Origin of the sequence: Akkermansia muciniphila, assembly GCF_040616545.1 — a bacterium.
Taxonomy (GTDB): domain Bacteria; phylum Verrucomicrobiota; class Verrucomicrobiia; order Verrucomicrobiales; family Akkermansiaceae; genus Akkermansia; species Akkermansia muciniphila_E.
Map to the genome: position 1 here is coordinate 2352402 of NZ_CP156688.1, position 26096 is coordinate 2378497.

Sequence of the window (26096 nt, forward strand, 5' to 3'; positions counted from 1 at the left end):
GGAACAATTCGATCGTTAAGTCCTTTTTTACAGCGTTATCCGGTTTCCTTTTCCTTCCTGAATGGCTGTATCCGACACATGGTGGCGGTGCGCCAGAGCCATTCCAGGGGGCCGTACAGGAAATAGCTTAGCCACAGGCGGCAGGCCCAGGCTTGAAGCAGGAAGACGGCTACCGCCGCGCAGAGGCAGGCCCACGGCCCCATGTCCTGCGCCAGACCGAGACCCCACCCGAAGAAGAGGAACGTGAATACCAGCGTCTGGGTGACGTAGCACGTCAGCGTGCATTTGCCGGCGCTGCTGAGCAGTCTGAAGGGCAGGGGTAGTCCGGGATGGGTGAAGAGCAGGACGGCGGCGGAGACAAAGGCCGCGGCGTAGGCGAGGTTTTCCCATTGGACGAGAAGGTGTCGCAGGTCCGCTCCCAGCGGGTAGTCCAGCCGGGTGGGGAGGAACAGCCGCGCGAGCAGAAGCGCCAGAAACAGCGTTCCGGAGATTCCCAGCATCCGCAGGAACAGGCGGCGTTTGTTGGCGGTGTCCACAAAGACATGCCATCTCCCCGCCAGCATTCCCAGGATGAAGAGGCCCAGCGTTTGCCAGATGCGGCCGCTGAGCAGGAGGAACTGCCATTTGCCTGTCTGTCCCTGCGTCAGGTTCCAGAGGGCGGCTTCACTCCAGCTCCCGTGTTCATACAGGAATTCCCGCGAAGGGCCTGCCGCCGGGGATGCGGGCTGGAACCAGCCGGAGGAATGGGGCCATATATCCGCCATCCCGGTGCGGGACAGCGTGTCCATGAAGGAGATGGGCTGCATCAGGCACAGCAGGCAGAGGATGACGAGAAGAGGCGTGCCGCGTTTGTACAGGGCTACCAGGGCAAAGCCGAGCACGCCGAAGATGGTGAGGATGTCCCCGTCATAAAAAAGGGTGTGCGCCAGCCCAAACAGAAACAGGAGCGCCAGCCGCCACATGAAGCGTTTCCGGAAGTCGACGCCCTTCTGCTCCTGCCTGTCCAGCTGGATGAAGAAGCTGAGGCCGAACAGGAAGGAGAAGAGAAGGAAGGATTTGCTGACAAAGAGGTATTCATAAACCCAGTCCGCCGCGCTGTTGGCCGCGGCCTGCCATCCCTCCGCCGGAGGAATGGGAAGGTACAAGTTGAAGTGATCGTGCGCATGCACGATGACGATGCCCAGCAGGGCCAGCGCCCGGAGGATGTCCAGAATGGTGATGCGCGCCGCCTGCGGGGGCGTTCCGGCGGGAGTCCGGGCGGTCATGGGTCAGGAAGGGCGGGGAATGGACGGAATCAGTTCCGCGGCGCGGCGCCTAGCCCACTGATCCGCTTCCAGGATGGGGGCTAGCTCACCGCGGGGGTCCGCCGGGGAATGGTCGTCCATGACGGATTCCACCAGCTTCCAGATGCCGGGGAAGGTGATTTTTCCCCGGATGAAGGCATCCACCGCCACTTCATTGGCGGCATTGTATACGGCGGCCATGGTGCTGCTGCTGGCTCCGGCCCTGCGGGCCAGGTCCAGCGCGGGGAAGGCGTCCGGGCGCGGCGCCTCAAACACCAGCTGGCCTATTTCCGCAAAATTGAGCTGCCTGAGGGAGTTGGGAACGCGGTCCGGCCACGTGACGGCGTACTGGATGGGGAAGCACATGTCCGAGCTGCTCATCTGGGCCAGCACGGTTCCGTCCCGGTATTCCACCATGGAATGCACGATGCTCTGCGGGTGGACGATCACGTCCACTTTTTCCATGGGAACGTCAAAGAGCCAGCGGGCTTCAATCATTTCCAGCCCCTTGTTGAACAGGGTGGCGGAGTCAATGGTGATTTTCCTGCCCATGCTCCACGTGGGGTGCTTGAGGGCCTGCTCCAGCGTGACGTGTTCCAGGTCCTCCTTCCTCCAGGTGCGGAAGGGGCCGCCGGACGCCGTCAAAATCAGGCGGGAGACGGCTTCCGGGCCGCCGTGGTTGCCGTTCAGGCACTGGAAGATGGCGTTATGTTCGCTGTCCACCGGGAGTACTTGCACGCCGGCCCTGCGCGCCTTTTCCATGACGATCTGCCCGGCCATGACCAGGATTTCCTTGCTGGCGATGGCGAGGTCCTTGCCTGCCTCAATGGCGGCTAATGCGGGCTTGAGCCCGGCGGTGCCCACGATGGAGATCAGAACCATGTCCGCCTCTGGAAGCTGCGCCAGGCGGCACAGGCCTTCCTCTCCCGTTTCCACCCGTGCGCCGGGAAGGGCGCGGGCCAGTTCGTCCGCTCCGGACGGGTCAAAAATGCATACGTTGCGGACATTGAATTCCCGTGCCTGGAGCGCCAGGGCTTTCACGCTGGTGCCGGCGGCCAGCCCCACGATTTCCATTCTGTCCGGAATGTCCCGGGCGACTTTCAGGGCGCTGGTTCCGATGGAACCCGTGGAACCCAGGATGACGACGCGTCGTTTCTGCATAACGGAAAAGAATGATGCAAAAAATACGGCTCCTTGACAAGCCGGGGGATGAAAATCTTCCCCGCGCCGTAAAGATTGGTTTCTTCGTCAGTTCGGCCTCATTCCGGTGGGCCGGGAGGAAGGACGCCACGCATCCGTGCCGTAGGTGGCCTGTGCCGTGGGTTCGGGAAGCTGCCGGAACTGCATCCTCTGCCGGTCCCTTCTCCATTTCCGCAGGTTGAGGGAACGCCAGTTCCAAATGCGGCTTTCGGCATTGAGCGCTTCCCGGGTCATGGCGTAAACGTTGGCTCCGGCTTCCGTCTCCCCTCCCAGCCGGCGGTAGGCGGCCATGGCAAAGGGGATGTTGTCCCGGAGTTCAAAGCGCGGCAGGTCTCCATCGCTGAAATACCAGTCCGGCTGCCCGTCCATCGTCATCAGGTTCAGGTCCCCGCTCAGCTGGGACGGGCTGCGGAGTCCGGCCAGGGCCAGAAAAACGAGGGTGATGGCTCCGCAGTATTTTCCATAGCGCAGCCAGTTTCCATGGCCGGCCATGTAGCGGAAGAGAAGATACAGGAAGCAGGCGCCCATCAGCAGATAGATGCCAGCCGTAACGCGGTTGGGAGAAAAACCGAAATCTTTTATCTGGAAATACAGCCTCATGCCCACGCTGGCGGCGAGCAGCCCTGTCTGCGCCGCTAGGATGAAGCCCAGGACGATTCCCGTTTTTGACGCCCGCACGGAGCCTTCCGGACGGAACAGAATCAGCAGAACAAGGGCGGAAAGAAAGGCCGCCAGCATGATGGAGTCCGCTCCGTCGTGCAGATAGGCGGTCTGGGAAATTCCGTCAGGAACGCTCCCCCGCCATAAAAACGCCACGTCCGTGCCGTTGTTGACCAGAAAGGCCAGGTTGATGAACAGCAGGGAAACGGCGGGGAGGTACGGGAGCCACGGGCGCCCCGGATGCACGGGATGTTGTTCCGGAAAGGAAGAGCAGGGGCGCGGCAAGGCTGTAATGCCGAATGCCAGGGCTCCCAAGCACCATAGGAGGATGTCCGCTACCGTTCCCATATCCGGGACCAGCCAGGAGCAATAGCTCCAGAACCATTTGTTCATGGCTGTTCTGACGGCGGCGACTACGGGGTTCCCATCCGCAAAGATGGACAGGAAGATCAGGAACAGAATCACTCCGATGACGACGCTGCCTGCAAGCGGAATTTTCCCTAGGACTTTTCCGGCCACCTCTTTTGCCTGCGTCAGCCGGAAAAATTTATAGCCCCACCAGGTGACGTACCGTTTGGCAGGGTCAAAGCTGTTGCCCTCTTTCCGCGGCAGGAACGTTATCACCACGGGAAGTCCCAGGCCGATGAGCAGGTTGAACCCGGTATCGGGAGACAGATTGGCGCCTGCCGCCATAGCGTTCAGCACGGCCATGAAGACAAGGAATAGCTGCTCCTTCCGGCTGAGGTCCGTTCTCAGGGCCAGAAAGGCCGCCGTGTATAGCAGCAGACCCAGCGCAGTACCGATGCCTAGGCCCTCCAATGTACCAAACATGAAATCCGCGGCAAAGCCGCTGGCAATCAGGGCAAGCAGGGGAATGTGCCCGTGCCTCCACCAGGAAGGGGAAAGTACCGGGCGCGGATCGCTGCGGATGACGCTGATGAAGGAAGACGGAAGGGGCGGACGCTCCGGAAAGGAAGAGGAAGGTTCTGTCATGAGAGGAAAGTTGGATATTTGCGGAACAGCTGTCCGCATGTTGGGAGTGCGGCGCTGTGCGTTCCTGTTTAGCTGTTATTGCAGGAGTGTCAAGAGGAGATGTCTTGAAAAGGGCGGGCGTGGACGGAAAGGGCGGGGGCGCCGCATGGAAAAGGATTGTATTTTCTGCAGGAGGGCGTATAGCATGGCACGAATGAAGCGCATCGCCGTGTATGCCGGTAGTTTCGACCCTCTGACCAATGGTCACTTATGGATGATCAAGCAGGGGGCGAGGATGTTTGATGAGCTGATTGTGGCCATAGGCGACAATCCGGACAAGCACTACACGTTTTCCCATGAGGAACGCATGACCATGCTCCGGGTGGCGCTTTCCGACATGCCGGACGTGCGCATTGCGGAGTTCCACAACCGCTTTCTGGTGGACTTTGCCAACGAGCACGGGGCCACGTTTATGCTGCGCGGCATCCGTTCCACCCAGGATTATGAATATGAACGCGTGATGCGCCATATCAATGCGGACATGGCCCCCAAGGTGTGCACGGTGTTCCTGATGCCCCCGCGGGATACGGCGGAATTGTCCTCCAGCATGATCAAGGGGCTGATCGGCCCGGAAGGCTGGGAAGGGCAGGTGAGCCGTTATGTTCCCCACAATGTCTTCTCCATGCTGAAGGAGAAGTACCGGGAGATTTTCCCGCATTCCTAGGGGCGGTTGTGATTTAAAAAGTATTCCTCCGTTTCACTTCGGAGGAAATTCATTTGCGAAGGCCGGAGGCCTCCGCTCCCGGCTGGATGCTTTCGTCAAAGGCCGTGGGAAATGGTTCTTCCTCCGTTCGGCTGCCGCAAAGGCTTGCGGCGCTTCCTGACGGTTTTCCATTTATTCCGGAGAAGAGCTGGGAGGGCCGGACCGCCTGCGCCTTCTTCTGTCCTTTTGCCTGCGCATGCGCTGGATGACGCGCGCCCTGGCGGCGCACTGGCCCGTTTGTGCCTGCTCCACGGCATCGCACAGTTCCCGCCGCGCCAGAAAACGGTTGAGTTCCCGGGAGCGGTCCACATGGCATTTGACGGCGATGCCCGTGGGGAGGTGCTTGAGATAAACGCAGTTGTTGGTTTTATTCACCTTCTGGCCCCCGTGCCCGCTGCCGCGGACAAAGCTTTCCTCCAGGTCCTGTTCACGGATGCCCAGGGCTTCCATCCGCTCCTTGAGAGCGGCCAGTTTTTCAGGCCTTACCATGACCGGAGCATTGCAGGGCGTTGACGCGCTGCCGGACCGCATGGACCAGCAGGTTACGGCTGGCGGGGGTCATGGAGCGCAGACTGATGGAGACGGCGGCGCCGTCAGTCAAATGCAGATTCAGGCGTTTGCCCTTCTGGTCCACGGAATCCATTTGCTGCCAGAGGTACCACCGCATGGTGCGGCGGGGCCGCAGGAAAGGCAGGACCTCCACACCCAGCGGGGTAACGAGGACGGCAGCGTATTTCAGGCAGCGGCTCCCCAGATACAGGCAAAAAACGGCGGGGACGAGGGCTGCGGCCTGCATGGCCCACAGGGGGGCGGGAAGGTACGGGGTGATGGTATCATACCCCGTGAGCTGGAGGAAGGCGGCAATGACGGCCAGCAGGAGTCCCGCCGCCACCAGGATGGCGCCTGCACGGTTGCGGGTGAAGCGCAGTTCCCTTTCCCGCACGGGAATGTGCCGTATATCCTCCACGCCCAGGCCGGGCAGAACCGGGCCGGGTATGGAGGCGGGGGAATGGAGGTCAGGCTCCGGCATAGATGCCCGGGGAAATTTCCTTTGTTTCTTCGGAACCGTTTTCCATCAGCAATGTGCCTTGGAGAATGGCTCCATCCTGGAAGTGGAAGCGGCCGCGCAGGGTCAGTTTGTCCAGGCCGATCAGGGAAGGCAGGCCCAGTCCGTCCAGGGAGTCCACCAGCTTGTACCGCTTGGAGTCCAGGTCCACAATGGGAGTTTTTCCTTCCCGTTCCGGAGCCAGGGCTACCTTGCCGCTTTCATCCACGGCGATGGCGTCCGAACGCAGCAGGAACAGGTCGGACGTGGTCTTGACCGGGAAGAAGCGGGAACGCGGGACGTTGACGGCCCGTGCGCCCGGGAAGCATTCCATGCCGGCGCCCATGGCCGTCTCCAGCTGGTACACGGGGGCTGATTCCGGGTCGCGGGGATTGAGCGTCTTGCTGTTCCGGATCATGGGCAGCGGGAGTACGCCGCCGTTGGCGTCCAGGATTTCCTTCAGGGCGTCCAGGCGTATCCAGAGGGTGTTGGTATTGAAGTAGCGGTGCTTGGAGATGTTCTGGAATTCGGGAATGTCCGCTTCCGGGCACTGGGCCACTTCCCGCAGGATCAACTGGCCGTCCTTCTTCCTGACGGCCAGGTGGCCGCCTTTCTTGTCCGCCTCCGTGCGGCGGGTGACTTCCATGACGAAGGGGGCGCCGCTTTCCGCAAACCAGCGCAGGAAGTTCATGTCAAGCTGCGCGCCCAGGTTGTCGGAGTTGGAGACAAAGGCGTATTTGACGCCGTCCGCCAGCAGGCGGTCCAGCCAGCCGGAGCCCAGCAGGGCCGGGTACAGGTCTCCATGGCCGGGCGGGCACCATTCCAGTTCCGGCTGTTCCGGATACGCGGCGGGGGTGAGGCCGTCCGCCAGGATTTTGGGCACGCGGTTCTGCATCAGCTCCACCTGGGAGGGGTCCGCAAAGCCGTCGTCCGCGTATTTTTCCAGGTAGGCCAGCGTGTCCGCGCTGGTGGAGAAGGAGTTCATCAGCAGAAGGCGCACGGGCGTGCCGGAGACGGAGCGCAGGTGTTTCACCTGCCTGACGATCAAGTCCAGGAACGTGTCCTTGCCCTTCACCTTCAACAGGCTTTTTGCCTTCTGGAGGCCCATGCTCGTACCAAGGCCGCCGTTGAGCTTGATGCAGACGCACTGGGAGATCAGGTCCTTGTCCGCCGCGGGGGTGGAGGCCGTGATTTCCTGCCAGTCAGCCACCTGGTCCGCGGGGAGGATATCCGTTTCCGGAATCATGCCGGAGTGGTTGGAGACGAGGGCTTCGTAACAGCGGGAGAAAGCTTTGATGGCCGCGGCCGGAATGCCGGCGGACTCCATCTTTTCTTCAAAAGGAGTGAACGTACTCATTGGCGGCTTTTGTACAAAATGCCCGGTGGAGGCTCAAGCATTATATAAGCGGCCTCCCGCACGGACGGGAGCTCCCGTGCGGGAGGCGGCTGTTTCATTTGACGGCAGTCACCCTGATGCGGCGGTAGTCCGCCACCCATTGGGCGCCGTCCCACAGCTCATTCCGCAGGGCCGCTTCCATTTCCTCAAAAATCCGGATGCGCCTTTTTTCATGCAGGTCCTTCAAATCCGCCTGGAAAAACTGGCGCGCCCAGTTGCGCAAGCCGTCCGGGCCGTCTTTCAGCGGGGTGGGGCGGTCAAAGTCCAAGACCGTTTCCGGGTGCAGCCCCGCCTGTTCCAGCAGACAGCGGTATTCCTCCACAGTGGGGAAGTAAAAACGGGTTTTGACGGGAAGCTCCCTCTCCAGGAGGCTGGCCTGGAACGCCTCCCGGATGCGGAGGATGTTGCGGTGGGCTCCGAATTCACAGATCAGCCTGCCCTGCGGCTTCAGGACGCGGAAGACGGCTTTCAATAGGGCCCCCTGGTCCGGTATCCAGTGAAAGGCGGCGTTGGAAAAGACAATATCAAACCAGCCGTTCCAGGGCATGCGGCAGGCGTCCATCACGCGGAAGTCCATTCCGGGGTAAAGCTGCCGGGCCTTGGCGATCATTTCCGGGGAGGCGTCCATGCCTGTGACGAAGGGCGATTTTCCCAGCAGAGCATGCGTAAGGGTCCCGGTTCCGCAGCCCAGGTCCAGAATGGACAGGCCAGGGTTTTCCGGCACGTTGGAGAGCAGGTCCTTGCCGTATTCCGCAACAAAATCATGCTTGTTTTCGTATAGCTCAGCGTTCCAGTCCATCACCTCCCCATGATAGGGTAAAAGGTATCTTTTTCAAGAAGACCCTGTCTTTTTCAGTGGAATTTTTCCGGAATGCCCCGGAGGGCCGTTTCTCCCCGCCGCTCCGGGATTCTGCTTGCGTTCACGGGGATGAAATGATTAAGTTAAGCTCATTATGAAAGCAACAGCCCTGTTCATGGCGGCCTCAGCCCTGGCCGCAGTTTCCGCCGGCGCCTATGACGGATACGGTTATGATCCCCGGCCCGCAAGTTCCTATAATGATACGCTCAGCGGAGCGGCCCATATCGGTTATGATTCCCGGTATGCCTATAAGGACGTGGTGGCTTCCTCCCTGCTCAACCGCAGCGGCGTTTTCAACATCGGCGGTGAGCTGGACCTCAACCTGGTCAAGGACTGGAAGCAGGAAATAGGCGCGGAATACATGGCCTTCTGCGACGGCCTGCTGAGCGACAAGGAGGCCTTTGACGCCAACTGGAAAGCCGTCAAGGAGCTGTTTCCCAACCTGTCTTTCCGGGGCGGTTATGAATTCAATTACGGCGGCCTGCCGGGTTATTTGAGCAAGCACATGGGAAAGGCCCCCCATTCCGTGGCCCAGTCCGTAACCGCCGGCCTGGCGTATGACGATCCCGGCCACGGCTATTTCGGCTCCCTGGACGTGCAGTACGGTTTTTACGGCATGATAGGCTGGCGCATTGACTTGAACGCGGGCAAGCGCTGGAGCGGCCTGATCCATGAAAAGGTGGATTTGGAATTGAGCGCCGGCACCAGCTATTCTTCCAGCTACTGGGGCGCGGGCGTTGACGGGTTTGACCAGTTCAACGTCAAGCTGGCGGCCCCCGTCCGCGTGACCGGGGTGGACGCCAGCCGCGGCTTCCGCATCATTCCCTTCATCCAGCTTGACTGGGCCGGAAACACGCGCTCCGATATACGGCGCTATACCGGCATGAGCACGATTGAGGATTTCCGCATCCGCGTGGGTGTGGAAGCCGTCTATCACTTTTAAGCGGAAGCCTCCGCGGCTCTTTCCCCCGGGAGGGCCGCGGAGGAGTTCCCTCTTCTCCGGCGCTGTCCGGACTCTTTCTCCCCTTCTGGAAAAACCGCCATGTTGAAAATGATCCTGCTGCTGGCGCGGCGCACGTTTATACGGCTGCTGCTGGCGATGCTGCCTCTGGGGCTCTTTGCCGTTCTGGCGCAGGCCCTTGACCTTTCCCCCCTCCAGTCCCTGGTCACGCTGATTCCGGTGATTGCTTTTGAAGTATGGCTGGTGGTCAAGTATGTGCTGCCCGTCATGGGGGATCTGGTGACCAAGACGCTGTATTCCTCCAACATCACCACGGATGAGGAAGTGCTGGTGGAGGCCTCCCGGCGCATGTTGAATTCCGGAGACGCGCAGGGAGCCCTGGAGTTGCTGGAACGCTACCGGAAGGAGAATCCGGGGCTGGTGCGGTCCTGGCTCATGGAATCCGGCTTGCTGAATGACATGCGCAGGTATGCTGATTCCGTAAAAATCCTCCAGGAAGGCCTGGAATCCAGAAGATGGCGAAAGGAGGACCGGGCGCTGTTCCTGTACAAGATAGGGGTGATTTACGATTCCATGCTCAACAATCCGGACAAGGCCCGGAAGTACTGGGAGGAGGCCGCGGACAGGTATCCCAATACGGCTTACGGGCGCTCCGCCCTGGACAAGCTGTAAGGCTTGCTGACGCGCATGAAATATTCTGCTGGGATGGATTCCCTGAATGAAAGGCCCTTTCAAGCTTTTCCTTGAGAAAGGGAAGGACTTTTCTCCTGTGGCGGGAAAAGGAATAAACGTTGCATAGTTCGGGGGGTATATTATACTGCATTCTCTCCAAGGGAATAAGGCCGCCGCGGTTGCAGATGGTGTGAAGAATCTTTCAGAACGGATTGAATATGGAAAAATTAGACCATATAAAATATATGGTGCTCTGTAAGTTGCCTTATCGTGTGCGGAAAATGATCAACTGGTTCGCGGGAAGGTTCAGGGAAGAGAAAGACCTGTCCCTTGTCGCAAGGTTGGAGGATATCCGCAACCTTCTTATTTACAACCATCCCGTTTCCCAGGTTCCTCCGGCCACGGGCAAGTTGAGACTGCTTCAGGATGGCAATACCGTTCTGCTGGCCCTTTTTGCGCGGAAATGCCGGGAAAACGGCCTAAGGTACTGGCTGGATTACGGCACTCTGCTGGGCGCCGTGCGTCACCGGGGATTTATTCCGTGGGATGACGATCTGGACGCAAGCATGATGAGGCCGGAGTATGACCGCCTGTTGGAGTTGCTTCCCTCCCTGTTCCCCCGGGAGGAAGGGTTTACCTGGAAGCGGCATGCCTTTTTACAGATAGGGTATGAGGGTACTCCGCTCAACATTGACGTGTATCCCTATCATTTTTATTCCGAGCCTCTTGTAAACGCTGAGCAGCACGACCGCCTGGACAGGCGGCTTTCCGGCTTCAAGAAGGACGTCGTCTTGGTCAAGGACAGGATGAATCTGACGGATGAGGAGGTGCAGCAGAAAATCCGCCGGGAGATTCTGGAGGGAAGGGAACCGGGAGAGGAGAAGGACTGCCCCGGAATTTTTCTGTCCCCCGCCATCACTTTTACGAAAAACACCCATCTTTCCTATGAAACGTTCTTCCCCCTGGGCTCCATGGATTTTGAGGGATTGAAGTTTTCCGTGCCCAACCACGCGCGCCAGTACCTGCAGTTTTTTTATGGCGACTACCTGTCCTATCCGGACCGTATCCAGTTTAAGCATCCTTCCGTGAAGCATATGATGGAACACGTTCCCTTTGAAGCGGCGGTCAACCGTTTCATAGACGTTTACGGAAAGCAGATTGACGCGTCCCAGCCATGAAAACGGTCATTACCTACGGTACGTTTGACCTGCTTCATACGGGGCACGTCAATCTTCTCAGGAGAGCCAGGGCGCTGGGGGACCGCCTCATCGTCGGTGTGACCACGGCCAGCTATGACCAGAGCCGGGGCAAGTTGAATGTGATGGAAAGCCTGGCGGAGCGCGTGGAAAACGTCCGGAAGACCGGACTGGCGGACCTCATTATCACGGAGGAGCTGGAAGGGCAGAAGCTCCATGACATCCAGAAGTATGGGGCGGATATTTTCGTGATCGGTTCCGACTGGACGGGGAAGTTCGACTATCTCCGCGAACACTGCGAGGTGGTTTACCTGGAGCGCACCAAGGGCGTTTCTTCAACGGACCTCCGTTCCGCCCGGAATTTCATTGTCCACATGGGGATAGCAGGCCACGGACGCATAGCGGGCCGTTTTCTTCAGGAGTCCAAGTACGTCAGCGGCATTGAAGTAACGGCCGTTTACGGTCGCGACGAGGGAAAAGTGCGCCGGTTTGCGGAGTCGTATGAACTGCTGGAATATGATACGGAGTATGAACGGTTCCTGGACAAGGTGGACGCCGTTTACATCGCCGTGCCGCATCACCTGCATTATGAGCTCGCCAAAAGGGCCCTCCTGAAAGGAAGGCATGTGCTGTGCGAGAAGCCCCTGGCGCTTTCCCGGGAGGAGGTGGAAGAGCTGTTCCTGCTGGCCGCGGAAAAGGGCTGCGTTTTACTTGAAGCGTTGAAGACGGCGTTTTTCCCGGCTTTTCAGCAGTTGACAGGCGTGGCGGAAAGCGGGGTCATCGGTTCCATCAAGGCGGTGGACGCAGCGTTCACCAAATTGATTGAGGATGATTCCAGCAGGGAGTTTGATCCCGCGCAGGCGGGGGGAGCGTGGACGGAGCTGGGGGCCTACCCCGTTTTCGTGATCGGGAAACTGCTGGGTACGGAAAGCCGGAGCCTGCGCTTCACGACTTGCAGGAAGCCGGAAACGGGGGTGGACCTTTTTACACGGGCGGATTTCCTTTATCCCAATGCGGCGGCCTCCGCCACAGTCGCCATCGGGGCCAAGAGGGAAGGGGACTTGTGCATTACGGGAACGCGCGGCTACATTTATGTTCCCTCTCCGTGGTGGAAAACGGAGATGTTTGAAGTGCGTTTTGAAGACCCACGGAAGAACAGGAAATATTTTGTCAGGTTTGAGGGCGACGGCCTCCGCTATGAGCTCGCCGCGTTTCTGCGCCTGATTCACGGCTGCCGCCACGAGCTGAATCTCATGTCCCGGGATGATTCCCTGTTCATCGCTGACGTCACCCGGCAGTTCCTGGATGGGGAAAACGTGAATGAGATCGGGTAAGGAACTCCTCCTGTTTGGGGACGGTTGGGGATGATTGTCTTTCTCCTTGACCCTGCTGATTGCGGCGGAGTATCATTGGATAATGAGAAGACCCCCTATTCCCGGTTTGGTGATGGCGGACGGATGGTTGCAGCCTTATTCCCGCCAGATACGCGACCGCCAGCGCTTGTTTGACCTGAAGATGAAAAGGATCAACCAGCATGCGGGTTCTCTGGAGGGGTATGCGCAGGGTTACCGTTATTACGGCCTCAACCGTGATCCGGAGACGAGCGCGTGGACGTACCGGGAATGGGCCCCTGCCGCCCGCGGCTTGTTCCTGACGGGGGATTTCAACGGCTGGGACCGGGAGAGCCACCCGCTGGTGCGGAATGAGCGCGGCGTGTGGGAGATTACACTGCCGCCTGATGCGCTGGCCCACGGGCAGAAGGTGAAGGTTCATGTGATCGGCGCGGACGGAACGGGGAAGGACCGTATTCCCGCCTGGATTACCAGGGCCGTGCAGGACCCCTCCACTTATGATTTTGCCGGAGAGGTGTGGATGCCGGAACACCCCTATGAGTGGCGGAATAACGGTTTTGACCCTTCCCGGATAGAGGTGCCGTTCGTTTATGAGGCGCATGTGGGCATGGGCGGGGAAGAGGGGCGCGTGCATACGTACCGTGAGTTTGCGGACGAGGTTCTCCCCCGCATCGCCGGCCTGGGTTATAATACCGTGCAGCTCATGGCCGTGCAGGAGCATCCCTATTACGGTTCCTTCGGTTACCATGTCTCCTCCTTCTTTGCTCCTTCCTCACGCTTCGGCACGCCGGAGGACCTGAAGTACCTGATTGACCAGGCGCACGGCCTGAACATCGCCGTGCTGCTGGACGTGGTGCATTCCCACGCCGTGAAGAATGAGGCGGAGGGGCTGAACAATTTTGACGGCTCCGGCGGCATGTATTTCCTGCCGGGAGAGCGCGGACATCATCCGGACTGGGATTCCTGCTGTTTTGACTATGGCCGGGACGAGGTGATCGAGTTCCTGCTGTCCAACGTCCGCTGGTGGCTGGAGGAGTTCCGCTTTGACGGCTTCCGCTTTGACGGCGTGACGTCCATGCTGTATTTCCACCGCGGGCATGAACCGTTCGGGGATTTGAGCGCGTACTTCGGGCCGTCCGTGGACCTGGACGCCGTGGCTTATTTGCAGCTGGCCTCCACGCTGATTCAGCGGGTGAGGCCGGGGGCGATCGCCATTGCGGAGGACATGTCCGGCATGCCGGGGCTGTGCCGCCCGGTGGATGAGGGGGGCCTGGGCTTTTCCCACAGGCTGGCCATGGGCATTCCCGATTACTGGATCAAGCTCCTCAAGGAGAAGAAGGATGAGGAGTGGAGCATGGGGGACATGTGGTATACGCTGACCAACAGGCGCTACGGAGAACCCCACGTGGCTTACTGCGAGAGCCATGACCAGGCCCTGGTGGGGGACAAGACGCTGGCGTTCCGCCTGATGGACGCGGAAATGTACTGGAAGATGGCCGTGGACCAGCAGAGCGTGGTCGTTGACCGCGGCATGGCGCTGCACAAGATGATCCGCCTGGTAACCATGGCGACGGGCGGGGAAGGCTGGCTGAATTTCATGGGCAACGAGTTCGGCCATCCGGAGTGGATTGATTTTCCGCGTGAAGGCAACGGCTGGTCCTATGAGCACTGCCGCCGCCAATGGTCCCTGGTGGACAATCCCTCCCTCAGGTTCAAGTTACTGAATGCCTTTGACCAGGCGATGGTCCGCATGGCCCTGGATGCCCGCCTGCTGAATAATCCGCCGCCGTTCCCGCTGAATATTGATGAGGGGAACCAGGTCATGGCGTTCCACCGCGGAGGCCTGTTGTTTGTGTTCAACTGGTCGGGGGACCGCGCGATCATGGATTACGTGCTGCCCGCGCCCCAGAAGGGGGAATGGAGGGTGGTGCTGGATACGGACAGCGCCCGCTTCGGCGGTTTTGGCCGGCAGGACGGCTCCATTCCGCATTTCACGGATGAAGACGGGAATCTTTCCCTGTACCTGCTGCCGCGCACGGCCCTGGTCCTGAAAAGAGTGGGCTCCGCCGTCATGACCCGGCACGCCGGGCAGGAGGAAGGGTAACAGGAGTTGCGGCGAACCAGCCTGCCAGATCCGGAGGATTTCCGGCGCATTAAGAAAAAAGCGGGACACGGTCGCGCGTGATGCGCGGGCGGGACAGCCGCTACCACTGCGCGGGCAGCTCCCGCAGGGGCGGAGCTCCGGATTCCGCTTTTTTCAGGCGGATGGTCAGGGTATCCGTCTTGAAGTCCTTGGACTTTTCGTTATTGCTCCCCCACAGAATGGCTCCCTGCGTGGTCATCTCCGGATAAAACGTTTTTTCCGTGGAAAGGCAGCCGGGCTTGTCCGCCGCCACGTGAATGGGCTTGTGCCTGTTCAGGGAGAGGGTGACGGGGGCCTGCCCCACATAATCCCCGTTCACGCGCAGGCTGGCCCCGGAAGGGACGCTGCGGATGGTCATGTCCCTGGGGGCGCTGGTGCATGAGATGCACGCGCAGCACGCCGCGGAAAGGAGGAAGAGGTGCGGGAGAAGGCCGTGGGTCATCGTGACGGGGATCAGGGGTGTTCCACCATGTTCATGGCGGCCTGCTTGATCTGGGCGGCCATGGAGTTGAGGGCGTTCGCCCTGGTGGGCGCCAGGTGGTCCTTCAGTCCGGTCTTGTCCAGCTTGGACATGTCCGCCTTCAGGATTTCCTCCGGCGGCAGTCCGGAGAGGAGCCGGACGAATACGGCAATGAGCCCCTTGGTGATGAGGGAGTCACTGTCCGCGGAGAGTTTCAGCACGCCTTTGTCCGGCTGCGTATGCAGCCACACGCGGGACTGGCAGCCCTTGATGAGGGAGTCGTCCGTTTTCTGGGATTCATCCATCTTCGGCAGCTTCTTGCCCAGGCTGATGATGTATTCATACCGTTCCGTCCAGTCCTGGAACAGGTCCAGTTCATCCAGCAGGTCTTGCAGGCGTTCTTCGTAGTTCATGGCTTGGGATGAGGGAAAGGCTGGTTATGCCCGGTTTGCTTCCGCCAGCGTGGCGAGAACGGCCTTCTGGGCGTGGACGCGGTTTTCCGCCTCCCGGAAGATGACGGGCGCGAAGTGCTCCAGCACGTCTTCCGTGATTTCCTTGCCGCGGTAGGCGGGCAGGCAGTGGAAGGCGGAGTGGTTGGGCGCGGCATGCGCCAGAAGCTCCTTGTTCACCTGGTAGGGGTAGAAGTGCTTTTCCTTGGACAGGCCTTCCGCTTCCTGGCCCATGGAGAGCCACACGTCCGTGTTGATGACGGAAGCCCCCCTGACGGCTTCCACGGGGTCCGTGGTGAAGATGACGTTGTCGCAGTCCAGATGCCTGCGGAAGTCTTCCAGAGGCAGGTAGTTGGTCGGCGCGCCGATGGCGAGCGTGAAGCCCAGCCGCTTGGCCGCCCACATCCAGGAGCGGGACATGTTGTTGTCCCCGTCCCCCACGAAGGCGATCTTCATATCCTTCCAGGAACCGGGGCCGTAGATTTCCTCAATGGTGAGCAGGTCCGCCAGAATCTGGCAGGGGTGTTCCTCATCCGTCAGGGCGTTGATGGTGGGAATGCCGGAGAAGCTGGCGAATTCCTCCACTTCCTGCTGGCCATAGGTCCGGATGGCAGCACCGTGGATCATGCGGCCCAGCACGCGGGCCGTGTCCTTGATGGGTTCTCCGCGCCCCAGCTGGATGTCATGGACGGAAAGGAACATGGGGCGTCCGCCCAGTTCGCTGATGCCCACTTCAAAGGAGACGCGGGTGCGGGTGGAGGATTTGGAGAAAATGAGCGCCCAGGTCTGGCCTTTCAGGGGCAGATGTTCGTGATGGCCGCGTTCCGCCTTGAGCTTGTGGCCCAGCGCGAGCAGGTCCTTGATTTCGTCTCCGGTAAGCTGTTCTATGGAAAGAAGGTTCTTCATGGCGTTGTAAAGAGAATAGAGAAAAGGAATAAAAACAGGAAAGCCGCACCATACTCCCTGTTTCCTTAAAAGAAAAGGGAATAATGCGGCTTTCCGGGGAGGGGTGGAGATGCCTTTACAGCTTGGCTGCCGCCTGGTCCGGCCACGGCACGGGGGAGCCTTCCCGGGCTCCGGCGGGGTTGCCCTTCTTGTACGTAGGCATCTGGGCCTTGCGGTCCTTGAGCAGGGCGGTCATGGTCTTGGCCATGGCTTTCACGCGTTCCGGGTGCTGTTCTGCCAGATTGTGCTCCTCGCTGATGTCTTCCTTGATGTTGAAGAGTTCAAACTTCTGGTTGGGATGCCAGTAGATCAGCTTCCAGTCCCCCTGGCGCATGGCCGTGCTTGGGGAGTAAAGGGAGTTGTTCCCGTTTCCTTCCCCCCACACGTTGGGCGTATGGAAGAGCAGGGGGCGGTTGGGGTTCATTTTGCCGCCTTTCAGCAGGGTGACGAAGCTTTTTCCGTCAATAGTCTGGGGGGCCTGTATCTTTTTGGCTCCCGCCATTTCCAGAATGGTGGGGAAGAAGTCTTCAATGATGACGGGAGTGGTGCAGACGGTTTCCGGCTTGGTGACGCCGGGCCAGTAAACGATCATCGGCTCCCGGATGCCGCCTTCCCGGTTGGAGCCCTTGCCGAAGCTCAGCGGGTAGTTGGATTCCTTGTTCCCCATGCGCCCGCTGATGGCCAGGCCGCCGTTGTCCGCCATGAAGATGATGACGGTGTTTTTATCCAGATTGTTCTTTTTCAGATATTCCCGGATGTCCCCCAGGCTCTTGTCCATCCCCTGGATCAGGGCGGAGTACCTCTTCTCGTTATCGGACCATTTGTGACCGTCATTCGGGTTGGAGTATTCTTCCGCAAAGCGCTTGTCATACCCGCGCGCGTCAAAGGGGGCGTGGATGGCGTAATGGGACATGTACAGGTAGAAGGGCTTGTCCGCCTCCTTGGGGTCCTTCCGGATGGCGTCCAGCCGTTTCAGCGCTTCCTGCGTCAGGGCCTCTGTCAGGAACACGTCGTTTTCATAATAATTGTTCTCGTCCAGACCGCGGACGTGGAAATTCCCCGTGCCGTATTTCTGGGAGCCCCGGTAGTCCGCCGGACCGCCTATTTCCGTGCCGGCGATGTTGTAGTCAAAGCCAAAGAGTTTGGGATTGGCCCCCGGGGTGTTTTTGGAGCCGAAGTGGGCCTTTCCGCAGTGGACGGTGGTGTATCCCTGTTTTTTGAGCAGTGCGGGCAGGCCCAGCACCGGAGTGAAGGGCTTCTCCATCTTGTACTGGATTTTCTCTTCCGTCAGGGGAAGGCTGGTGGTGCCGGAGGCCTTGGTGCCCACCGGCTGGACGCCATTGATGCTCCAGTCCGCAGGGGCCTTCAGCGCCTTGTGGCCGGCGTCCGTGGTCTGGTCCCGGAGGAGCGTCCAGTTGGTGACGCGGTGGCGGGCGGAGTTCATGCCGGAGATGAGGCTGCACCGGCTGGGGGAACAGATAGGTTGCGCGTAGGCGTTAGTGAATACCATGCCCTGCTTGCCCAGGGCCTCCATGTTGGGCGTGCGGTAGCGCTTGTTCAGGAAAGTGGGCTTCGGGGTGCCGTCCGCTTCCCGCCAGAAGGGCAGGGAGGTATCCTGCCAGCCCATGTCGTCCACCAGGAAGAGGATGATGTTGGGGCGCTTCTGGGCTGCCGCGCGGGATGCAGGTGAGGGAGCTGCGGAAGCGAAGAAGGCGCTTCCCGAGAGGAACATGGCAAGAAAGACGGCTGTTTTGGGAATATGCATAACAGAAGGGTTAACGTTAATATAACGCACCAAATGCCGGATTCTGTCAAGGATTCGTATTCCGGCGGCAGTTTGCCGGGATGGAATCTTACGTTTTTCCTGTAGAGCCCCCCCGGAGGTGCGGCCCTTATTCAAACAGGGCCGGATAGGATTTCCTGGCGAGGGCCGTGCTCAGGTCCACGATGGTTCTGCTGTTGGGGGCGTTCAGGGCCTGCCGGGCCATTTCCCGGCATTTCCCGTAGTCCAGATTGCGGATGGCGTACCGGATGATGGGGACCAGGTGGACGCCCACGGAGATGGAAGTGGCTCCCAGCCCTATCAGCAGGGGCAGCAGGGTGATGTCCCCCGCCATTTCCCCGCAGATGGCCGTGGGGACGCCGGCTTTTTCCCCGGCGGTGATCGTCATGCCGATGATGCGCACCACGGCGGGGTGCGTGGGGCGGAACATGTTGGCTACGCGGTTGTTCACCCTGTCCACGGCAATGGTGTACTGCGTCAGGTCATTGGTGCCCACGGAGAAGAAGTCCACTTCCCTGGCTAGCACGTCCGTCATGATGGCCGCGCTGGGCACTTCAATCATGATGCCCACTTTCAGGTCCCGCGCATAGGGGATATTTTGCTCTTCCAGTTCCTCCCGGCATTCCTGAAGGAGATGCTTGGCCGTGATCACCTCGGTATAACCGGAGATCATCGGGAACATGATGCCGCAGCCGGGCGTGTCCGCGCAGGCGCGGAGGATGGCGCGGAGCTGCTGCTTGAAGAGTTCCGGGCGGCTGAGGGAGACGCGGATGCCGCGCCAGCCCAGGAAAGGATTCGGTTCCGGCGTGCGGAGCCGCTCGCACGGCAGTTTGTCCCCTCCGGCGTCCAGCGTGCGGAAGATCACGCCGTGGGGGGCGCAGCCTTCCGCCAGTTTTTTGTAATAGCGCGTCTGTTCCTCTTCATCCGGCATGTCCGCGGGGTTTCCCAGCAGGAAGAATTCCGTGCGGAACAGGCCCACGCCTTCCGCCCCCACTTCCTTGATGCCGGAGTATTCATGCGGGAATTCCACATTGACGGAAAGGCGGATGTTGCGGCCGTCCCTGGTGATGGTGGGGAGATCCCGCAGGGCTTCCAGCGCCTTGTAGGCCTTTTCCTTTTCCACCTGGAGGCGGTTGTAGTATTCCACCGTCTCCTGCGTGGGCTTCAGGATGAGCACGCCCTTGTACCCGTCCAGGATGGCGGGGGCGTGGCTTTCCACCTTCAGAAGGGCCTGGTCCAGCCCCACCACGGCGGGAATGCCCATGGAGCGGGCGAGAATAGCGGTGTGGGAGACGGAGGAGCCTATTTCCGTGGCGAACCCGTGGATCAGGCTGGCATCCATCGCCGCCGTGTCGGACGGGGTCAGGTCGTAGGCCACCAGCACCTGGGCCTCTTCCTCCTCTTCCTCGTCTTCCAGGGGTTCCGTGCTGCGGAGGTTGTTGATGACCCGCTGCATGACGTCCTCCATGTCCGCGGTCTTGGCGCGCAGATAGGGATCGTCCACGCGGCGCAGCACTTCCATGTAGTTCTGCATGACCACATAAAAGATGTGCTCCACGTTCTGGTGGCGCCGGAGCAGCTCCGTCTGGACCTGCTGGAGAATGACCTTGTCCTGAAGAAGAAGGATATGGGCGTCAAAGATGGAGGCGTCCTTTTCCCCCGAGATTTGAATCATGCGCTCGCGCAGGGCCCGGATCTGCTCCGCAGTGGCCTGCAGAGCCTGGTGGAAGCGCACCAGCTCGGCATCCACCTCCTCCGGGGAAATTTCATAAGCCACGGGTTCCTTGGAACCGCTGATCTGAATTTTGATCTTGCCCAGGGCGATGCCGGGGGAAACGGGAATGCCCTGAAGCCAGGTTTCTTCCGTGGAAATGGGTTCCTGAATCATCTGCGGGCTAATGGCCCGGTCTCATATGGCTGTGAGCCGGAGCTGTTCAATCTTCTTCAAACTTGCGGGAAATCAGGTCTTCCAGCGCGTTCAACGCTTCCTGTTCATCTTTCCCTTCCGCCGTGATGGTGACCTTGGAGCCATGGCCCACCGCCAGCATCATCAGTCCCAGAATACTCTTTCCATCAACTTCTTCGCCATCCTTCTCCACGACAATGTCTGCATCAAATTTACTGGCCAGTTTGACGAATTGAGCAGCCGGACGTGCGTGAATGCCGAGTTTGTTGATGATAGTGAGTTCCTTGGTAACCATGGAATTTGAAGTAAGGGGTGATAACGGTTGCTACAACCGTAAGTACACTAATTGAAGCTTTTTTCCAAGAGTTTTTTGTCAGTCCTGGTTTTCAGGAGGCTGGAAGTTTGACATGAGGCGCCGGTTGAACTCCCCGGCCATGTCAATGCCCATGTCCTTGAGATGGTAGTCCATGGCGGCCACTTCCACCAGGCGGGCAATGTCCCTGCCGGGGGCCACGGAGAGCTGCACGTGGAGCACTTTTTCCCCCAGGACGTCCAGGCCCTCCCGCTCCAGCCCCAGCCTGTCCAGGGCCTCCTGGTCCTTGGCGGGAATGAGGGTGACGATGAGGTCCAGCCGCTTGTTGTGGCGGATGGATTTGAGGCCGAAGAGGGTGGTGATGTTGACGATGCCCAGGCCGCGCACCTCCATGAAGCCGCGGCTCATTTCCGGGGCGCTGGCCACCAGCTCCCCGCCTACGTTGCGCACGTACACCATGTCGTCCGCCACCAGGGCCGCGCCGCGTTCAATCAGGCCCAGGGCCGTTTCACTTTTTCCCACCCCGCTTTTCCCGCGGATGAGGACGCCCACGCCGCGGACGTCCACCATGCAGCCGTGCAGAGTAAGGCTTTCCGCGAATTCGTTTTCCAGAATGATGGTGGCGGAGTTGACGAACTTCATGGTGACCAGGCTGGTGCGGAAGACGCAGACCCCGGCCTCGTCCGCCAGCTCCACGATTTCCTGGGGCGGGTCCTGGTCACGGGAGAAGACGATGCCCGGCACCTCGCACCGGAACATGCGCTGGATGCGGGATTTGCGCATGCCTTCCGGCAGTTTCTGGAGGTAGGCCAGCTCCGCGGAGCCGAAGACCTGGATGCGCTTGTTGGCAAAGTAGGAGTAGAAGCCGGCAATCGCCAGGCCGGGGCGGTTGAGGGCCGGCTCGCAAATGTGGCGGCTGAGTCCGGCCGGGCTGTTGATCAGCTCCAGTTGGAGGGCTTCCTTGTATTTGCCGTAAAATTTGGACAGGGTGACGAAATCCACTTTCTTCACTTTGGATTTGCTGAACATAATCCTATATAAAGAAACAAATCCCGCTTGAGAGCAATCAAATATTGTTCCCGAATCCGTACCGGAGCCTCATTTTTTTGAAAAAAGGCCCGTTCCGGCACGGAATGCCACACTTTACCGATTGATTTGAGGCCGCAGGCATGGTCTGATGGTGCCATGAACAGACTGGATCAATTGGCCACCTTGTTGAGATTTCCCAGCATTTCCGCCCAGAAGGAACACGCCCAGGACGTGAGCGACTGCGCGGACTGGCTGGTGGACAAGCTGTCCGGCATGGGGCTGGAGGCCGCGGCCCACAAGACGCACCTCCACCCCATTGTGACGGCGCGCAGCCCGCGGGAGGAAGGCAAGCCGACCGTGCTGATTTACGGCCACTATGACGTGCAGCCCGTGGACCCGATTGAGCTGTGGGAATCCGACCCCTTTGAACCGGAGGTGCGGGACGGGAAGATTTACGCCCGCGGCGCTACGGACAACAAGGGCCAGTTGTTCGCCCATATCTTGGGTGTGGAGGAACTGCTCCGCCAGAACGGCGGGCACCTTCCCGTGAACGTGATCTTCCTGCTGGAAGGGGAGGAGGAGGTGGGCAGCGGCAGCCTTTCCCAATTCATCAAGGACCACAGGGAAGAACTGGCCTGTGACGTGATTGTGGTTTCCGATACCGGCATGGCCGCTCCGGACGCCCCCACGTTTTCCTATGGCCTGCGCGGCCTGGCCGGGGCGGAAATTATCGTGAAGGGCCCTTCTGCGGACCTTCATTCCGGCGTCTTCGGCGGCGCGGTGGCCAACCCCATCACGGCCCTTGCGGAGATCATCGCCTCCTTCCATGACGAGGACGGCCGCGTGGCCGTGAGAGGTTTTTACGACGGCGTGGAACCCATCGCCACCTGGGAACGCAGCATGTGGGCCACGGTGCCCGGCATGAGCAATGTGGAACTGGCGGCGCTGACGGGCGTGGAAACCGTGGTGACGGAGTCCGGATTCACCGGAGCGGAGTGCATCTTCGCCCGTCCTACGCTGGAACTGAACGGCATTGGCGGCGGCTACCAGGGAGAGGGCAGCAAAACCATCATCCCCAGCCACGCCTTCGCCAAGATTTCCTGCCGCCTGGTACCGGGCCAGCATCCGGATAAAATTGAAACCCTGCTGGAAGAGCATGTGAAGAGCCATGCCCCCAAGGGCGTCACGGTGGAATTCAAGCGCGGCCACGGCGGGAACGCCTACGTGTGCGACCCGAATTCCGAGTACGGCCTGGCCGCCCAGCAGGCGCTGGAAGAGGCCTTCGGCAGCAAGCCCGTGCTGGTGAGGGAAGGCGGAAGCATCCCGATTATTGAGGAAATGAAACGCGTGCTGGGGGCGGACGCCCTGATGCTGGGCATGTGCCTGCCGGATGCGCGCATCCACTCACCCAATGAAAACTTCCCGGTGGACCTCTTCTCCAAGGGAATAGACATGAGCCAGATTCTTCTGCGCCGCCTGGGGCAGATCAAGCATTGACCGAGTTCTTATGGACCAGCCCGCCGCCGCAGAAATAGTCAACCTGCACAAGACCTTCAAGACGGGTCTTGGCAAGCCCGTGGTGCATGCCGTGCGGGGGATAGACATGAGCATCCGGCAGGGCGAGGTGTACGGCCTCATTGGCCCGAACGGCTCCGGCAAGTCCACCCTGATGAAGGCGCTGCTGGGGCTGGTGAGGCCTACGGAGGGGTTTTGCACCATCTTCGGCAAGTCCAGCCTGTCCCCGGACAGCAAGGAGGAGGTGGGCTTTCTGCCGGAAAACCCCTACTTTTACAAGTTCCTGACCGGGGCGGAAACCGTCTCCTTTTACGGGAAGCTCTGCGGCCTCAGCGGAAAATCCCTGAAGGAGAAAGTCCGGGAACTGCTGGACCTGGTGGGGCTGGCGGATGCGGCTGACAGGAGGCTGGGCGGGTATTCCAAGGGAATGCTCCAGCGCATCGGCATGGCGCAGGCCCTGGTCCAGTCCCCCCGCCTGCTGGTGCTGGATGAACCGACCGCAGGCGTGGACCCCCTGGGTTCCCGGGACATCCGGAACATCATAGAAAATCTGAAGGGGCGCGGCATGACCGTTTTCCTGTGCTCCCATCTGCTGGAACAGGTTCAGGAGGTGTGCGACCGGGTGGGCGTCATCTTCAAGGGGCTGCTTATTGCGGAAGGTTCCATGAACGAGCTGACGCGCGATTCCGACAAGCAGGAAATCCTGCTGGAACACGCCTCTCCGGAACTGCTGGAACGGCTGAAGAAGACCGTGGAGGAGGACGGTGCCGCATGGCTGGAATCCGGACACCCGCGCAATTCCTTGGAAAGCGTATTTTTAAAGAGCCTGCTGGAATGGAAGGAAAAACACCCCAACCCGGAACCGTAGGCGGCCACGCGGCAGCCAAGCGGGAAGTGCGCCGCATGATGCGCGCCAGAATAGGCGCGCTGGACGCCGCTTCCCTGGAAGCCATGTCCCGTTCCATCTGCCGGAGGGTAGCGTCCCTGGCGCGGGAGAGGGATTTTTACCGCATCGCCATTTTTGCCGCCAGGCCGGGGGAGGTGGACCTGCTGCCCCTGCTGGACATGCTGCCGGACCGGGAATGGTATTTCCCGCTGGTGCATGAGGGCAGGATGCTGAGTTTTCACCGCGTGTGCCACCACGGGGAGTTTGTGACGGGGTGCTGGGACATTCGCGAGCCGGGCCCGGCGTGTCCGGAACTGCATCCCGGGGAAATGGATTTAATCGTGCTGCCGGGAGCCGCCTTCACGCGGAACGGCAAGCGGCTGGGGTACGGCGGAGGATTTTATGATACCCTGCTGGCCGGTCCGGCCGCGGGAGTGCCGCTGGCGGGAGTTTGCTTCCCGTGCCAGCTTCTGGACGACCTGCCCATGGAAGCCCATGACAGGCATGTGGACATGGTGATCACGCCGGATGCGGAATGATTGTGAACCCGCCTTCCCGCAGGAGGAAAAGGATTAAATGCGGAACCGGTGCTTCTGGACCGTCAGCTTGTAGAACAAATCGTAGCGGGCGTTCAGCAGGGGCTGGAGATGTTCCACGCCGCCGGCCACCTGCCCGCGGATGTCCGCGTACAGCTTGCGGTAGTCGGAAAGGCCGCTGATCATGGCTTCATACAGGGGCGTGCGTAGCCCGCATTCCACGGCAACGTGCATTTCCGCCGCCGCGGCCACGATCTGGCGTGACAGGCGGAACTGCATCCAGGCCAGCCCCACGTTTCCGCCCACCCAGACAGCCAGGGCCGCGGCCAGGCAGGCGAACCCAGCCGCGTGCTCGCCGAAGCAGCCCAGCAGGGCCCCCAGAATCACCATGATGAGCATCAGCTTGAGTTCCGTTCTCATCACATCCTCCTGGTCCAGAAACAGCTTGCTGAGGCAAGGCTTGATGCCGAAATCCTTCAGGGGCATGTAAATGGAGCGGCCCAGGCGCTCCTTGTATACCTCCAGGTCCGCCTGGAGCCTGACAGCGGGGAAATCGCCTATGTCGCAGTCCCACTGCTCCTTCACGCGGGGGCGCACATGGTTCCAGTGCGTCTGGCAGATGTTGAGGAATTCCTTGTTGTAATACGCGTGCCGTTCCTCAATGCCGCCCTTGACCAGCTCATAAAACCATTCGTCAATAACGGGAGGGAGCTTGTGCAGGATCATCGTGCGCCGGATGGACAGGAAGCGGCCCATCTGCCGGGCCGACTTTTTCCCCAGCCGCGGCACGCAGTCCTGCACGTACTGGGCGTATGCCTTGAGCCTGGCAGGCATTTCATCCTCCATCTGGAGCTGGATGCGGTCAATCTCCCGGTCAATGGCGGTCAGGAAGCCGGAATCCATCTTGGAAAGGCGGTGCAATTCATTGAGCACCTTCCCCTGTTCTTCCAGAAGGCTGTCCGTGGCCAGCAGGAGGCGCTCCACGCGCTTGTCCGTCAGCGGGCTGCGTTTCAGGACCTCCTGCACGCAGGTTCTCAGCGCTTCCACGCCTTCCCCCGCCCGGTCTCCGGCGGTGGTGACGGGGTACAGGGGAAGCTGCACGCCCAGGCGCTCGCGGGAGGTGGCGCGCAGCTCCTCCTTCAGGGACTGGAGCTGGTCAAAGGAGAGCAGTTCCGCATGCGTGATGACGAGGACCATGCGGGAACGGAGCCGTTCCTCCAGCGTCCGGAGATAGTCCCACAGGACGTCCTGGCTGCCCACCCTGGCGGAAATGACCACGAGGATGGCGTCTGATTTGGGGACGATGTGCTTCAGCTTCCGGGGGGCGTCCTCCTGCTCCAGGCCGATGGTGTCCCAGAACTCAAGGTTCAGCAGGGCGTCCGACGGGTAAAAAAGGTCCAGCACCCATTCATGGGTGTGCGGGGCCGGGTGGGGCCTGTACTGCCAGCGCACCAGCGTTGCCTCACTGGAAACGCGGGAGCAGAAGCGTTCCCCGGCCAGGGCATCCAGCGTGGAGGATTTGCCGGAACCCGTCATGCCGATGACGGTGACGTTCTGCGGAGAGCAGCATTCCGCCAGGGCCTCCTCCACGGCTTCCTGGGAATCAAAATGGCGGTCCGGGCCAATGCGGGCGGAAAATGCCGCGGCGGCATCCGCTACATCCCGCACCGCATGCGGAATCACATTTTTTCCTCCTGTCAGCATGGGTTGATGAGATCAGTAAACCGTCCGGGCCCTCCCGTTCTTCCGGAACAAACCTACACGCCGCCTTT

General features: G+C 60.4%; 24 protein-coding genes. 9 read left to right on the forward strand and 15 right to left on the reverse strand.

The genetic code is table 11. The features are described 5' to 3' along the window. Nucleotides 1–35: 35 nt before the first annotated feature. The 3 genes from ABGM91_RS09560 to ABGM91_RS09570 all read right to left on the reverse strand — a co-directional run bounded on the left by ABGM91_RS09560 (nucleotide 36) and on the right by ABGM91_RS09570 (nucleotide 4136). Nucleotides 36–1265, reverse strand: coding sequence for a DUF418 domain-containing protein (locus ABGM91_RS09560; RefSeq protein ID WP_354831842.1), 1230 nt, complete (start codon nucleotides 1263–1265; stop codon nucleotides 36–38). Nucleotides 1266–1268: 3 nt separating this feature from the next. Beyond that, nucleotides 1269–2444, reverse strand: a complete 1176-nt coding sequence (locus ABGM91_RS09565; protein ID WP_354831844.1) for a 1-deoxy-D-xylulose-5-phosphate reductoisomerase — start codon at nucleotides 2442–2444, stop codon at nucleotides 1269–1271. Between the two features lie 87 nt (nucleotides 2445–2531). Continuing rightward, the gene (locus tag ABGM91_RS09570) at nucleotides 2532–4136 is read right to left on the reverse strand and encodes a DUF4153 domain-containing protein (RefSeq protein ID WP_354831846.1); all 1605 of its coding nucleotides are present in this window, start codon (nucleotides 4134–4136) and stop codon (nucleotides 2532–2534) included. Nucleotides 4137–4329: 193 nt separating this feature from the next. Here ABGM91_RS09570 and coaD point away from each other — a divergent pair, with 193 nt between their 5' ends. Further along, nucleotides 4330–4839, forward strand: a complete 510-nt coding sequence (gene coaD / locus ABGM91_RS09575; protein WP_215428016.1) for a pantetheine-phosphate adenylyltransferase — start codon at nucleotides 4330–4332, stop codon at nucleotides 4837–4839. 171 nt (nucleotides 4840–5010) lie between these two features. On the opposite strand, the gene ABGM91_RS09580 is transcribed toward coaD, so the two are convergent. The 4 genes from ABGM91_RS09580 to ABGM91_RS09595 all read right to left on the reverse strand — a co-directional run bounded on the left by ABGM91_RS09580 (nucleotide 5011) and on the right by ABGM91_RS09595 (nucleotide 8118). Further along, complete coding sequence (locus ABGM91_RS09580; RefSeq protein ID WP_215427983.1) at nucleotides 5011–5367, reverse strand: peptide chain release factor-like protein; 357 nt, start codon at nucleotides 5365–5367, stop codon at nucleotides 5011–5013. Next, nucleotides 5354–5908, reverse strand: a complete 555-nt coding sequence (locus tag ABGM91_RS09585; protein ID WP_354831850.1) for a hypothetical protein — start codon at nucleotides 5906–5908, stop codon at nucleotides 5354–5356. The genes ABGM91_RS09580 and ABGM91_RS09585 overlap by 14 nt, the downstream gene beginning before the upstream one ends. Then, the gene (locus tag ABGM91_RS09590) at nucleotides 5895–7280 is read right to left on the reverse strand and encodes a UTP--glucose-1-phosphate uridylyltransferase (RefSeq protein WP_354831852.1); all 1386 of its coding nucleotides are present in this window, start codon (nucleotides 7278–7280) and stop codon (nucleotides 5895–5897) included. Before ABGM91_RS09590 ends, ABGM91_RS09585 begins: the two co-directional genes overlap by 14 nt. 94 nt (nucleotides 7281–7374) lie before the next feature. Beyond that, a complete protein-coding gene (locus tag ABGM91_RS09595; protein ID WP_354831853.1) occupies nucleotides 7375–8118 on the reverse strand; it encodes a methyltransferase domain-containing protein in 744 nt (247 codons plus the stop codon). A 154-nt stretch (nucleotides 8119–8272) separates the two neighbouring features. Between ABGM91_RS09595 and ABGM91_RS09600 the strand changes: the two genes are divergently transcribed. The 5 genes from ABGM91_RS09600 to ABGM91_RS09620 all read left to right on the forward strand — a co-directional run bounded on the left by ABGM91_RS09600 (nucleotide 8273) and on the right by ABGM91_RS09620 (nucleotide 14463). Next, complete coding sequence (locus ABGM91_RS09600; RefSeq protein WP_290565801.1) at nucleotides 8273–9121, forward strand: hypothetical protein; 849 nt, start codon at nucleotides 8273–8275, stop codon at nucleotides 9119–9121. A 99-nt stretch (nucleotides 9122–9220) separates the two neighbouring features. Continuing rightward, on the forward strand, nucleotides 9221–9811 hold the full coding sequence (locus ABGM91_RS09605) for a tetratricopeptide repeat protein (protein ID WP_215427978.1): 591 nt from the start codon (nucleotides 9221–9223) through the stop codon (nucleotides 9809–9811). Between the two features lie 281 nt (nucleotides 9812–10092). Continuing rightward, nucleotides 10093–10989 (forward strand): LicD family protein, encoded by an 897-nt coding sequence (locus tag ABGM91_RS09610; RefSeq protein ID WP_354831856.1) that lies wholly within the window; start codon nucleotides 10093–10095, stop codon nucleotides 10987–10989. Further along, nucleotides 10986–12341, forward strand: coding sequence for a Gfo/Idh/MocA family oxidoreductase (locus tag ABGM91_RS09615; RefSeq protein ID WP_354831858.1), 1356 nt, complete (start codon nucleotides 10986–10988; stop codon nucleotides 12339–12341). The genes ABGM91_RS09610 and ABGM91_RS09615 overlap by 4 nt, the downstream gene beginning before the upstream one ends. 82 nt (nucleotides 12342–12423) lie before the next feature. Then, nucleotides 12424–14463: an alpha amylase C-terminal domain-containing protein gene (locus ABGM91_RS09620; protein ID WP_354831861.1), complete on the forward strand. Its 2040-nt coding sequence runs from the start codon at nucleotides 12424–12426 to the stop codon at nucleotides 14461–14463. Between the two features lie 100 nt (nucleotides 14464–14563). Here the strand turns inward: ABGM91_RS09620 and ABGM91_RS09625 are convergent, their stop codons facing one another. The 7 genes from ABGM91_RS09625 to hprK form a co-directional block, all read right to left on the reverse strand. Next, nucleotides 14564–14944: a PEGA domain-containing protein gene (locus tag ABGM91_RS09625; RefSeq protein WP_215427971.1), complete on the reverse strand. Its 381-nt coding sequence runs from the start codon at nucleotides 14942–14944 to the stop codon at nucleotides 14564–14566. Nucleotides 14945–14955: 11 nt separating this feature from the next. Beyond that, nucleotides 14956–15375, reverse strand: a complete 420-nt coding sequence (locus ABGM91_RS09630; RefSeq protein WP_215427969.1) for a SufE family protein — start codon at nucleotides 15373–15375, stop codon at nucleotides 14956–14958. Between the two features lie 24 nt (nucleotides 15376–15399). Next, complete coding sequence (gene argF / locus ABGM91_RS09635) at nucleotides 15400–16317, reverse strand: ornithine carbamoyltransferase (RefSeq protein ID WP_354831865.1); 918 nt, start codon at nucleotides 16315–16317, stop codon at nucleotides 15400–15402. A 115-nt stretch (nucleotides 16318–16432) separates the two neighbouring features. Next, nucleotides 16433–18121 carry a sulfatase gene (locus tag ABGM91_RS09640; protein WP_354831868.1) on the reverse strand — a complete coding sequence of 563 codons (1689 nt, stop codon included), beginning with the start codon at nucleotides 18119–18121 and terminating at the stop codon, nucleotides 16433–16435. A 127-nt stretch (nucleotides 18122–18248) separates the two neighbouring features. Continuing rightward, nucleotides 18249–20027 (reverse strand): phosphoenolpyruvate--protein phosphotransferase, encoded by a 1779-nt coding sequence (gene ptsP / locus ABGM91_RS09645; protein ID WP_354831870.1) that lies wholly within the window; start codon nucleotides 20025–20027, stop codon nucleotides 18249–18251. Nucleotides 20028–20073: 46 nt separating this feature from the next. Then, on the reverse strand, nucleotides 20074–20340 hold the full coding sequence (locus tag ABGM91_RS09650; protein ID WP_102715619.1) for an HPr family phosphocarrier protein: 267 nt from the start codon (nucleotides 20338–20340) through the stop codon (nucleotides 20074–20076). 78 nt (nucleotides 20341–20418) lie between these two features. Next, entirely contained in the window at nucleotides 20419–21387 is a 969-nt protein-coding gene (gene hprK, locus ABGM91_RS09655) for an HPr(Ser) kinase/phosphatase (protein ID WP_022398068.1), read from the reverse strand. 156 nt (nucleotides 21388–21543) lie between these two features. Between hprK and ABGM91_RS09660 the strand changes: the two genes are divergently transcribed. The 3 genes from ABGM91_RS09660 to ABGM91_RS09670 are packed head-to-tail and all read left to right on the forward strand — an operon-like array spanning nucleotide 21544 to nucleotide 24327. Further along, on the forward strand, nucleotides 21544–22884 hold the full coding sequence (locus ABGM91_RS09660; RefSeq protein ID WP_290565793.1) for a dipeptidase: 1341 nt from the start codon (nucleotides 21544–21546) through the stop codon (nucleotides 22882–22884). A 10-nt stretch (nucleotides 22885–22894) separates the two neighbouring features. Then, complete coding sequence (locus ABGM91_RS09665) at nucleotides 22895–23770, forward strand: ABC transporter ATP-binding protein (RefSeq protein ID WP_290565792.1); 876 nt, start codon at nucleotides 22895–22897, stop codon at nucleotides 23768–23770. Then, entirely contained in the window at nucleotides 23737–24327 is a 591-nt protein-coding gene (locus tag ABGM91_RS09670) for a 5-formyltetrahydrofolate cyclo-ligase (RefSeq protein WP_354831875.1), read from the forward strand. The genes ABGM91_RS09665 and ABGM91_RS09670 overlap by 34 nt, the downstream gene beginning before the upstream one ends. A 33-nt stretch (nucleotides 24328–24360) precedes the next feature. Here the strand turns inward: ABGM91_RS09670 and ABGM91_RS09675 are convergent, their stop codons facing one another. After that, nucleotides 24361–26028, reverse strand: a complete 1668-nt coding sequence (locus ABGM91_RS09675) for a GTPase domain-containing protein (RefSeq protein ID WP_354831878.1) — start codon at nucleotides 26026–26028, stop codon at nucleotides 24361–24363. Nucleotides 26029–26096: the final 68 nt, after the last annotated feature.